Origin of the sequence: Nocardioides hwasunensis, from assembly GCF_014779665.1 — a bacterium.
Classification (GTDB): Bacteria; Actinomycetota; Actinomycetes; order Propionibacteriales; family Nocardioidaceae; genus Nocardioides; species Nocardioides hwasunensis.
In genome coordinates this window covers 419,906-430,905 of record NZ_JACXYY010000005.1, presented here as the reverse complement: position 1 = coordinate 430,905, position 11,000 = coordinate 419,906, and the positions used below count along the sequence as shown (strand labels likewise).

The 11,000-nt window shown below is 71.7% G+C and carries 11 protein-coding genes; 3 read left to right on the top strand and 8 right to left on the bottom strand.

The genetic code is table 11. The features are described from left to right. Positions 1-193 precede the first annotated feature (193 nt). The gene (locus IEZ25_RS14465) at positions 194-1,027 is read right to left on the bottom strand and encodes a hypothetical protein (RefSeq protein ID WP_191200122.1); all 834 of its coding nucleotides are present in this window, start codon (positions 1,025-1,027) and stop codon (positions 194-196) included. Between the two features lie 344 nt (positions 1,028-1,371). On the opposite strand from IEZ25_RS14465, the gene IEZ25_RS14460 reads away from it, so the two are divergent. The 3 genes from IEZ25_RS14460 (at position 1,372) to IEZ25_RS14450 (ending at position 4,924) form a co-directional block, all read left to right on the top strand. Continuing rightward, entirely contained in the window at positions 1,372-2,727 is a 1,356-nt protein-coding gene (locus IEZ25_RS14460; protein ID WP_191200121.1) for an MFS transporter, read from the top strand. After that, positions 2,711-3,601, top strand: coding sequence for a 1,4-dihydroxy-2-naphthoate polyprenyltransferase (locus tag IEZ25_RS14455; protein WP_191200120.1), 891 nt, complete (start codon positions 2,711-2,713; stop codon positions 3,599-3,601). Before IEZ25_RS14460 ends, IEZ25_RS14455 begins: the two co-directional genes overlap by 17 nt. Positions 3,602-3,667: 66 nt before the next feature. Then, positions 3,668-4,924 (top strand): GNAT family N-acetyltransferase, encoded by a 1,257-nt coding sequence (locus IEZ25_RS14450; RefSeq protein ID WP_191200119.1) that lies wholly within the window; start codon positions 3,668-3,670, stop codon positions 4,922-4,924. Here IEZ25_RS14450 and IEZ25_RS14445 read toward each other — a convergent pair. From IEZ25_RS14445 to IEZ25_RS14415, 7 genes are all read right to left on the bottom strand, one after another. After that, on the bottom strand, positions 4,911-5,996 hold the full coding sequence (locus IEZ25_RS14445; protein ID WP_191200118.1) for a DNA glycosylase AlkZ-like family protein: 1,086 nt from the start codon (positions 5,994-5,996) through the stop codon (positions 4,911-4,913). The genes IEZ25_RS14450 and IEZ25_RS14445 overlap by 14 nt on opposite strands. Positions 5,997-6,006: 10 nt before the next feature. Further along, complete coding sequence (locus IEZ25_RS14440; protein ID WP_191200117.1) at positions 6,007-6,270, bottom strand: DUF4229 domain-containing protein; 264 nt, start codon at positions 6,268-6,270, stop codon at positions 6,007-6,009. 137 nt (positions 6,271-6,407) lie between these two features. Beyond that, positions 6,408-7,409, bottom strand: coding sequence for a c-type cytochrome biogenesis protein CcsB (gene ccsB / locus IEZ25_RS14435; protein ID WP_191200116.1), 1,002 nt, complete (start codon positions 7,407-7,409; stop codon positions 6,408-6,410). After that, positions 7,406-9,022, bottom strand: a complete 1,617-nt coding sequence (gene resB / locus IEZ25_RS14430) for a cytochrome c biogenesis protein ResB (protein WP_318152245.1) — start codon at positions 9,020-9,022, stop codon at positions 7,406-7,408. Before resB ends, ccsB begins: the two co-directional genes overlap by 4 nt. After that, positions 9,019-9,768 (bottom strand): cytochrome c biogenesis CcdA family protein, encoded by a 750-nt coding sequence (locus IEZ25_RS14425; protein WP_191200115.1) that lies wholly within the window; start codon positions 9,766-9,768, stop codon positions 9,019-9,021. Before IEZ25_RS14425 ends, resB begins: the two co-directional genes overlap by 4 nt. Then, positions 9,765-10,325: a TlpA disulfide reductase family protein gene (locus IEZ25_RS14420; RefSeq protein ID WP_191200114.1), complete on the bottom strand. Its 561-nt coding sequence runs from the start codon at positions 10,323-10,325 to the stop codon at positions 9,765-9,767. The genes IEZ25_RS14425 and IEZ25_RS14420 overlap by 4 nt, the downstream gene beginning before the upstream one ends. Further along, the gene (locus IEZ25_RS14415; protein ID WP_191200113.1) at positions 10,322-10,999 is read right to left on the bottom strand and encodes a histidine phosphatase family protein; all 678 of its coding nucleotides are present in this window, start codon (positions 10,997-10,999) and stop codon (positions 10,322-10,324) included. The genes IEZ25_RS14420 and IEZ25_RS14415 overlap by 4 nt, the downstream gene beginning before the upstream one ends. Position 11,000 lies beyond the last annotated feature (1 nt).

Here is an 11,000-nt window from a genome sequence, read left to right as displayed (position 1 = left end):
AGTCCGCACGCGACTCCAACACCATCCGCACCGCGCGCTCACGCAACTCGGGCGGGTACTTCGAGGGACGTGCCATGAGAGTGATCCTTCCAACGAATCAGCTCTCCGGACATCCCGGGGCGGTTCACTTCGAGGGACGTGCCATGAGAGTGATCCTTCCAACGAATCAGCTCTCCGGACATCCCGGGGCGGTTCAGATCGCCCGGTCGGGGTCGGCGAGGTCGGTCGCGGTGAGGAGGTCGAGCGTGGCTTGGGGGTCGGCGAGGACTCCGACGGCGTGGGCGCGGCGTACGTCGAGGTCACCGGGGTGGCCGAGGACCCGCATGGTGGTGGCCATCGTGGACACGGTGTGGTCGAACGCGAGGGCATCAGCGGTGTCGAGGCTCATGTAGACCTCGCTGACGCCGGGGGCGCCGCGGTCGTGGTCGACGTCGACGCGTCGTGCGGCGAGGGCTGCGTCGTGGTCGGCGATCGCGCGGTCGGGGTCGGCGTAGAGGCGGGCTTCGTGGACCAGGACCCCGACCCGGTGGGGGTTCAACCGGTGGGGCTGCCAGGTCAGGAGCCGGTCGGCGTGCCCGGCCGCCGTGACGTCGAGGTCGCGGGACTCCCGGGCCGCGTCGCGAGCCACCCGGACCGGGACCCGCAGTGTCTTGACGAGGGTCCACAGGCGTGGGAGGCGGTGGGCGAGGTCGAGGACGTCACCGAGCAGCGCGAGGGTGGCCTCGTGGGAGACCTCGAGGGTCGCGGCGAGCTCGTGGACCGCGAACTCCGCGACCAGTGGGGTGCCGGGCCCGGCGATCGGGACCGCCTGCTCCCCGAACAAGGAGTGGATGGTCTCGGGCAGCCACCCGGCTGCGTCATCGTCCGAGGTGACCACGTGGGCGTGGGCCCACTCCAACGCAGCATCGAGCACCTCGACCTCAGCCTGCCGGCGGGCGGTGATCGCCGTAGCCGCCCGGTCCAGCACAGCTCGCTCGAGCACCACACGGGAGTCCGTGTGCGACGGTGCGGGGGCGGTGGTGGACATGGGTCCATCCTCCCAGTGACCACCGACACCGTGACCTGCGCGAATGGATCTGTGGAGACATGTTTCCGAACAGGTGCACACCTCTGCTGACGGTGTCGGTCGGGCCGGGGGGCCTTGGTTTCGACACGCTCGCTGGCGCTCGCTGCTCAACCGGCGGACCGGGCGCGACCCGGGGCGGGCGGGTCTCGTGACGGTCGCCGCGCGACCTCCTCGACCAACGAAGGACGGACGGCGGGGGCCTTGGTTTCGACACGCTCGCTGGCGCTCGCTGCTCAACCAGCGAGGGTCGAGGGTCGCGTTAATCACAGGACGCGCAGCGGGCTGTCGGGAGAGGATGTCCGACGATGTTCGCCGCACTGATCCGCTACGCCAGCCCACCCTCGGTCCTCGCCCGACGGCTGTCGACCCAGTCGCTCCTCTTCGCCTCCGGAGAGGGCACGTTCCTGGCCGGCTCCGCGGTCTTCTTCACGATGGTCGTGGGCCTGTCGCTGGCCGAGGTGGGCATCGGGCTCACGATCGCGGCCGTCGCGAGCTTCTGCGTGGCGGTGCCGGCCGGCAAGCTCGTGGACCACTTCGGCCCCAAGCGGATGTGGTCGCTGAGCGCGATCATCCAGGGGGCGCTGTTCTTGGTGTGGCCCTTCATCGACAGCTTCCCGGAGTACGTCGCGCTGGCCGTGGTCATGGAGGTCGCGGGCACGCTCGGCGGCGCGGCCCACGGGGCCTACGTCATCGACGTGCTGCCGCCCTCGGAGCGGGTGGAGTCGCGCGCCTACATGTACTCCGCGCTCAACGTCGGCTTCAGCCTGGGCGCGTTCCTGGGTGCGGGAGCGATCGCCTTCGGCACCGACGTGCTGCGATGGACGCCCGTGCTCACCGCCGCCCTCTACCTGGTCAACAGCGCGGCGATCCTGCGGCTGCCCGACGCGACGCACGACGTGCGCGGCGACGAGCCGCGGGCCAAGCCGGAGGGCATCCCCGCGATCCGCAACAAGAGCTGGATCGCGGTCACGTTCTTCACCGGCGTCATGTGGACCAACCAGGTCCTGCTGCACACGGTCATCCCGGTCTGGCTGGTCACCGAGACCGACGCACCCAAGGTGCTGGTGGCCGTGCTGTTCGCGACCAACACGGTCATGTGCATCGTGCTCCCCCGCGTCGCCTCGCGCGGCATCCGCGACGTCTCCACCGCCCTGCGCGCCGTCCGCTTCTCGACGGTCTTCTTCGTGCTGACCTGCCTCATCACCCTCGCCACCCACGAGACGGTCGGCTGGGTGACGATCGTGATGTTCTTCCTCGGACACATCGTGCTCACCTGGGCCGAGCTGTTCCTGTCGGCCTCGGGCTGGACCTTCGAGGCCGAGCTGATGGACCCCCGTCGTCGCGGCGACTACCAGGGGGTCTCCGAGCTCGGCGGCACGCTGGGCCGGTTCTGGGCGCCTGCGGTCTACGGCTTCCTCGCGATGCACTGGGGCGCCTACGGCTGGCTCACGATCGCCGCGATCGTCACCTCGGCCGCGGTCGGGCTGCACTACGCCGCCCACGCCGGACGCCGATTCCTCGAGGCCCACGTGCCGCCCGACGTGCTCGCCGACGCACGGGTGGACCGCCCGGCCCCGGAAGCCTCGGCGCTCGCGGGACCCGCCTCGATGCTCGAGCCCGAGGCTCCCCTGCCAGAATCCACCGGTGACCTCACCCGCTGACTGGTTCGCCGGCGCCCGGCCGCGCACCCTCCCCGCCGCCGTCGCGCCGGTCCTCGCCGGCACCGGCGTCGCAGCGTACGTCGACCCGGCCCCGCTCGCGGACCTCGAGTGGTGGAAGGCGCTGCTCGCCCTCGTGGTCAGCCTCGCCCTGCAGGTGGGCGTCAACTACGCCAACGACTACTCCGACGGCATCCGCGGCACCGACGCCGACCGAGTCGGCCCGATGCGCCTCGTGGGATCCGGCGCGGCGACGCCGCGCGCGGTGAAGGCCGCCGCCTTCGCCGCCTTCGGGGTCGCGGGCGTGGCCGGGCTGGTCCTCGCCGCCACGACCGCGTGGTGGCTGGTCGCGGTCGGTCTCGTCTGCGTCGTCGCCGCGTGGTTCTACACCGGCGGCGACAATCCCTACGGCTACCTCGGGCTCGGCGAGGTGATGGTGTTCGTCTTCTTCGGGCTGGTCGCGGTCGTCGGCACGACGTACGTCCTGACGCAGACGTGGGAGTGGCCGGCCCTCTACGCCGGCATCGGCATCGGCGCGCTCGCCTGCGCCATCCTGGTCGCCAACAACCTGCGCGACATCCCGACCGACACCGTCGCCGGCAAGCGCACCCTGGCCGTACGCCTCGGCGACGAGCGCACCCGCTACCTCTACGCCTTCCTCGTCCTGGTCGCGGCCGCCGCGGTGGTCGCCGTCGCCGCCGCCACCACGTGGTGGGCGCTGGTCGGGCTCGCCTTCCTGGCCCGGATCGCCGCGCCGGCGCGGTCGGTGCTGCAGGGCGCGACGGGCCCCGCGCTCATCCCGGTCCTCGCCGCCACCGGCGCCTCCGAGCTCATCTGGTCGGTGCTGGTCGCCGCCCCCCTGCTCGTCCTGGCCTGACCCGTCCTGACCCGAGGACGCGATAACCCGTGGCCGCGCACGCAGCGGCTGGCTAGCGTCTCGGCCGTGGACTACAACTTCGCCCGCCTCGACTTCTCCGACGACTCCGAGGAGGCGGTGGCCCGTCGCCGGGGGTGGATCGGCGCGACGCAGCGGGGCTTCCGTGAGCCGCGTCCCGACGACGAGCTCGTGCAGCGCTGGACCACCCACTACCGCACCGACCACGTCAACGTCAGCGGTGCGTGGCTGCCCGAGGGAGCGTTCGGCGCCGGAGCGATGCCGGTCGCGACCTACGCCAGCCTCGACAAGACCCTCAACGCCGGTCGCGGGCTGCTGCCGCTGCGGATGATCACCGACGTGACCACGAGCGCCACCCACCGCCGGCGCGGCCTGCTGCGGCGCCTGCTCGAGGACGACCTCGCCGACGCCGTCGCGCAGGGCGTCCCGGTGGCGGCGCTGACGGCGTCCGAGGCCACGATCTACGGCCGCTGGGGCTTCGGCCCGGCGACGTTCAACCAGAGCGTCGAGCTCGACACGTCCGCCGGCTTCGCCCTGCGCCCCTACGACGACAGCGGTCGCGTCGAGATGATCGAGCCGGCCGACGCCTGGCCGCACGTGAAGGCCGTCTTCGACGCCTTCCACGCCCGCCAGCGCGGGTCGGTCGAGTGGCCGGCGCAGTACGAGGACATCCACACCGGGGCCTACGACTTCGAGGCGGGCGGCGCCAACACCAAGATCCGCGCCGCGGTCCACCTCGACGCCGACGAGACCGTGGACGGCTTCGTCGTCTACTCGTGGGGCGAGGACTACACGCTCAAGGTCGCCGAGATGATCGCCCTCGACCCGGCGACGCAGCTCAGCCTCTGGTCGTTCCTGGCCCACACCGACCGGGTGCAGAAGGTGAGCTTCACCCTGGCCCATCCCGCCGACCCGTTGCAGTGGGCGCTCGTCGACGTCGACCGCCTCAAGCACACCGCCAGCCGGCACTTCCTGTGGCTGCGCCTCCTCGACGTGCCGCGCGCGCTGACGGCGCGACCGTGGGCGGCGGACGGCACCGTCGTGATCGAGGTGGACGACCAGCAGGGTCACGCCGCCGGGCGCTTCCGCGTCTCCACCGCGGACGGCGTCGCCGAGGTCGGGCTCACCGACCGGGCCGCCGACGTCCGGCTCGACGCCGAGACGCTCGGTGCGCTCTACCTCAGCGGCGTCCGCGTGGCCCCGCTGCACCGCGCCGGTCGCGTCGCCGGCTCCGCCGAGGACGTACGCCGCTTCGCCGCGATGGCCGACCTCGACGAGCCGCCCTACAACCTCACGGGGTTCTGAGCGACAGCTCGCGCCCCATCAGGCCGCCGAGCCGGGCCGCCTCGTCCGCGAGCCCCGGGACGTCGCAGGTCGCGTCCACCGTGTCGCCGTCGAGCCGCCAGGTGCCGGCGACGACGCCGTCGACCACCACCGGGTGGGCGCCGCGGGTCATCGACGTGCGGTGCTCCGCGGGCACGACCCAGGTGTCCTTCGTCCCCGGCCCCATCACCCAGTCGTCCTTGCCGGGCAGGAGCACTGCGGAGGGCTCGGGACGCGTGTCGGCCAGCTCGTCGGCGTCGTCGGTGCGGAGCCAGCGGCGCTCGCCATCGACCTCGACCTCGGTGAGCCGGTCGGCCACCTCGGACCACCACCGCGTCAACCGGGAGCGGCCGGCGCTGAGGCCGCCTCCCAGCCAGTGCTCGACGTGGTCCGGGGTCGTGGGCCCGTAGCCGGAGACGTAGTCGAGGACGGCCCAGGGTCCCGCCTCCTCGAGCGGCCAGACCCCGGCCCAGCCGGGCGCGACGGCCGGGTCCTGGAGCATCAGCGAGCCGTCCGGCGACGGCGCGAGCGCGATGTCGCCCTGCCAGGCGAAGGGCTTGAGGAGGGTGATGTTGGGCTCGGCGAACTCACGGGCGAGGTGGTCCCAGCGCCCGCCGGACACCGCGTCCGCGATCGCCTGCGAATGCACGGGACCGGCGGCGACGACGTCCCGGACGAGCGCACGCAGGTCGGGCCACTCGTCGGCCGGCAGCCGGTAGTGCTCGACCCAGCTCGTCAGCGCCCACTGGCGTCCGGCCGAGCGCAGGGCCAGGTAGGCCCCGGCGGTCTCCGGCGCCATCACCTGCACGGAGCCGCGGAACGAGAAGGTGTGCATCAGCCGGCCGTCGGCCAGGGCGCGGCCCACCTCCCCCGGCTCGCCCGCGGCGGCGAGCCGACGGCGTACGGCGAGGTCGGGGTCACTCCCGTTGACGGAGACGGCGGCGAGGGTGCGCACCACCTCGACGGCGTCGCCGGCCCCGCTCCCGCCGGTCAGGTGCTGGCGGCGCAGGCGCCAGGTGAGCGCCTGGCTGCGTGACACCGACAGCGCGGACATCAGCCCTCCGTCAGTCCTCGTCCTCGCGGGCCTTGCGCTCCTCGAAGGCCTTCGAGGCCTTGGCCGCGCGACTCTCCACGCGTCGCGCGAACTCCTCGCGCTGGCGGTCGAGCACGAAGAACGAGGCCACCCCGGAGATCAGGAACGCCAGCACGATCGCCCAGAAGAGGTGGTAGCGACCGTCGAAGAGCAGCGCCATGACGCCGACGACGATGCCGAACGAGGCGGCGAACAGCAGGATCCGCATGACGGTGTAGACGACGAACTCCCTCACGGGGACCCAGCCTAGGGTCTGCCGACTACATTGGAGGAATGCTGAAGGTCCTGCTGGTGGTCGCCGTGATCGCCTTCGTCGTGTGGACGTTGGTCAGGTTGTCCCTGCGCCGTCTCGACGGCGGGACCGGCGGGTCGTCAGAGCCTCGGGTGATCGGCCCGGACGACGACCCGGACTTCCTGCGCGACCTCGACCGTCGCAAGGACGTCGACGACGGCTGATCGCTGCACCAGCGAGTGCTCCGCCCCCGTGCTCTTGGCGTACGAGTGCTGGCTGGAGCTGCTGAAGAAGTTGATCCCGATGAAGTTGAACCACAGCGTCGCCACTCCCACGAGCGCGAGGTAGGCCGCGTTGCGCCCCCGCCAGCCGGCGGTCGCGCGGGCGTGCAGGTAGGCCGCGTAGACCACCCACGTGATGAAGGCCCAGACCTCCTTGGGGTCCCAGTTCCAGTAGGCGCCCCAGGCCTGGTGGGCCCAGATCGGACCGGTGATCAGCACCGCGAAGGTCCACACCGGGAAGCCGAACGCGTGCATCCGGTAGGACAGCCGGTCGAGCTTGGGCAGGTCGGGCACCCGCGCGAGGTAGCCCCTGTCCGAGGTCGACCTGCTCTTGACCAGGTAGAGCACCGAGAGCAGCGCACCGATCGTGAACGCGCCGGTCGAGATGACCGCCGAGACGACGTGGATGACCAGCCAGTAGGAGTTGAGGGCGTCGGGCAGCGGCAGCACGGCGTCGTCGAGGGCGAGGAAGCCCGCCATCAGCGCGGCGACGACGAACGTGGTGACCAGAGGGCCCAGCCACTCGGTGCCCCACACCTTGGTGGCGACGAGGAAGACGAGCGCGACCACGAACGTGCCGGAGATCGTGAACTCGTACATGTTGCCCCACGGGACCCGGTTGGGGTCGGCCGCCAGGCCGCGCGCGACGAGGGCCACGAAGTGGACGACCACGGCGAAGACCGTCAGCACCAGGCCGAGGCGGCCCGCCACGGCCGTGCGCCGGTCGCCCACCTCCTCGTCGGGCGCCACTGCGCGCAGCCCGGCGAGCTCGACGAAGTAGGCGAGCATGGCCAGGAAGTAGAGCACCGCGGCGCCGATGACGCTCTGGTAGCTGAAGACTTCCCACTGTGCGTCGGTCACGACGACTCCTTCTCGGATCCCCGGAGGGACCCCACGATGTCTGCGAGCTCGGTGCTCTCACCGGGCACGGCCCCGTTCGAGCGGTCGAGGCGGGCGACCTCGACGAGGGTGGTGCCGTCGTCCCGCCGGCGGGCCCGGACCCAGACGCGGCGCGGCCGGATGAACAGTGACCCGAGCAGCCCGATCAGGGCCGCGACGACGCCGGTCAGCGCCACCATCGAGCCGGGCGTGCGGCTGACCTGGATCTTGTTCCAGCGCTGGAGCCCGTCGAAGGTCACGCTGCCCAGCCCGTCGGGGAGGGTGACCGTGTCGCCGGGGCGCAGGTCCATCCGGAACGGCTGCCCGTCCTTCTTCATCACCTGCGTGGTCCTGCTCTTGTCGAGCACGTAGACCGAGGAGCCGCTGCCGTCGTCGAGGCCGACGTCGCCGGTGTAGACGAAGAGGGAGACGAGCGGGTCGTAGGCGTCGCCGAACACCGAGGCCGGCATGCTGAGGTTGCCCTCGGCGTCGCGGCTCATCGCGAACGTCGGGTAGAAGGTGCCCTCCAGCCCGAGCTGGTCGGGCTGGGCGTCGGGCGCCTTGATGACGCCGAACGACTCGAAGGTCTGGGCGTTGGTCGGCAGGAACACCGTCGGTCCCGACTGCACGACGTTGCCGTCGCCGTCCTTGATCGTGATGACCGGCGCGTAGCCGTGGCCGATGAGGAAGACGTCGGTGCCGCCGATGGTGAGCGGGTGGTTGACCTTGAGGTCGTACTCCTGCGTCTCCGCGCCGGGCTCGGTCGTGTAGTCGAGGTGTGCGACGAAGTCGCGCGCCATGCCGGTGCGCCGGCCATCGGTGATCCAGCTGACGTCGAAGTCGGTGATCTTGAAGGTGAACGGCTCCATCACCGACGGGTCGAAGAGGCTGCCCGGGGCGAAGTCGTCGTACTGGGTGAGGTTGTTGGAGAAGCCGTAGTCCTCGCCGTTGAACATGATCACGCCGCCCTTGTAGCCGAAGAGGCTGCCGGTGGCGACGCCGACAAGGACGACGATCACGGCGAGGTGGAAGACCAGGTTGCCGGCCTCGCGGAGATGGCCGCGCTCGGCCGAGACGGCGTCGGATCCCTCGAGCCGCACGACCCGGAACCGACGCCTCCTGATGACCTTCGCCGCGCGGGTGAGCACGACCTCGGGGTCCTCGTCGCAGGTGTACGACGTCGACTCGGGCAACCGCTGCAGGTGGCGGGGCGCCCTCGGGGGCTTGGCCCGCAGGGCGCGCGCGTAGACGAACAGGCGCGGGATGATGCAGCCGACCAGCGAGATCATCAGCAGGATGTAGATCGCCGAGAACCACACCGAGCCGTAGACGGAGAACAGGTCGAGCCGGTCCCAGATCGGCGCCAGCCGCGGGTGGTTGTCGCGCCACTGCGACACCGCGAGGGAGTCGATGTTCTCCTGCGGGATCACCGAGCCCGGGATGGCGGCGAGGGCGAGCAGGAGCAGCAGCACCAGCGCCGTACGCATCGAGGTGACCTGGCGCCAGCTCCACCGGGCGAGCTCGCGCGCCGTCAGGTCCATCGGCAGCGCGGTGGCCTGGCGGTCGTCGGACGGCCGGTGCTTGAGGTCGGTCACACCGGCACCGAGAACCCGTCGACGAGGGTGCCCTGGAGCCACTGCACGGCCCAGTCCCACCAGCCGGTGACCAGCAGGACCCCGACGGCGATCATCATCACGCCGCCGATGCGCATGATCAGCACCTGGTGGCGACGGATGGCGGTGAACGCACGGATCATCCGGCGGTAGGCCACGGCCGCGGCGATGAAGGGCAGGCCGAGCCCGAGGGCGTAGACGGCCGAGAGGACCGCACCCCGGGTGGCGGTCGCCTCGTTGACCGAGAGGATGTTGATCGCGGCCAGGGTCGGGCCCACGCACGGAGCCCAGCCGAGCCCGAAGAGGAAGCCCAGCAGCGGGGCGGCGGCGAGGCCGACCGCGGGCACCCGGTGGATGCGCCAGTCGCGCTGCAGGAAGCCGATGCCGCCCAGGAACGCGACCCCCAGCAGGATCGTGATGACACCGAGCACGACGTTGAGCTGGCGGGTGTGGACGAAGAGCCAGGCGCCGGCCGCCCCGGTGAGGCTGCCGAGCAGCACGAAGACCACCGCGAAGCCCAGGACGAAGAGCACGGCCCCGAGGACCATGCGGCTGCGGCGGGCGCCCTCGAGGTCGGCGCCCGAGAGGCCGGTGGCGTAGGACAGGTAGCCCGGCAGCAGCGGGATCACGCAGGGGCTGAAGAACGAGACCAGCCCGGCGACCAGGGCCACCGGAAGGGCGAGGACCAGCGACCCGGACAGGGCGGTGGACTGGAACCAGTCACTCATTCCGCGGCCTTCTCGACCAGCGAGAGGAGTGTCTGCGTGGTCGGGATCCGACCCTGGACCGAGGCGGCGACACGACCCTCGGCGTCGAGGACGACCGTGCTCGGGATCGACCGCGGGTTGAGCGTGCCGGCGAAGGAGAGGAGGGCCGAGCCGTCGGGCGAGTAGATCGACGGGTAGGTCACGTCGAGGTTGCGCGCGAACGCGAGGCCCTTCGCGGCGGACGAGTCACGGATGTTGAGCCCGAGGAAGGTCGCCTGGTCGCCGAGCTCGGCGGCCGCCTCGTTGAGGTCGGGCTGCTCCACCCGGCACGGCGGGCACTCCGACCACCACACGTTGACCACGACCGGCTTGCCCCGCATCTCGGCGACGTCGACCGGGTTGCCCTCGAGGTCCTCGCCGGTGAGCTCCAGGGGCTTGCCGCGATCCTGGGCAGCGACCTCCACCGGCACGCCCGCGCCGGTGATGTAGCCCTTGTCGCCGGTGCCGCCCAGGTTGGAGCAGCCCGCCAGCACGAGCACGCACACGAGCGCCCCGAGCGCGGCACGGGCGAGCCTCACGGACGCTCCTCGTCGGGAGCACCGCCGGCGGAGAACGGGGCGGAGCGGTCGCCGACCGGGATCAGGTCGCCGGCCGGCTCGGAGTAGCGCACCTGCACCATCCGGTCGCCGTCGAAGACCACGCTGGTCAGGGAGCACAGCGTGCACTGCCGGTGCTTGGGGTGGTGGAGGTAGCTGCGCTTCTCCAGGAACAGGCGGGTCGTCCAGATCGGCAGCTGGTGGGAGACGACCACGGCCTCGTGGCCGCGCGCCGCGTCGCGGGCGTCGTGCAGCGCCGCGACCATCCGGCCGGCGATCTCGTCGTAGGGCTCGCCCCACGACGGCTTCCGCGGGTTGTACATGTGGCGCAGCAGCGCGGGTCGCTTGAGGAACGTCGCGGCGCCGCTGCCGAAGTTCACGCCCTGGAACTTGTTGCTCGACTCGATGACCCGCCGGTCGAGCTCGGGGGTCAGGCCCAGTCGCTTCGCCAGCGGCGCGATGGTCTCCTGGGCGCGCTCGAGCGGCGAGGTGCGCAGGTGGACGATGTCGCGCCCGCCGATCGTCTCCGCGACCCGCTCGGCCATCCGGCGGCCCAGGTCGGAGAGGTGGAAGCCGTCGAGCCGGCCGTAGAGCACGCCGCCGGGGTTGTGCACCTCACCGTGGCGCAGGAGGTGCACGATCGTCTGCTCGCCCATG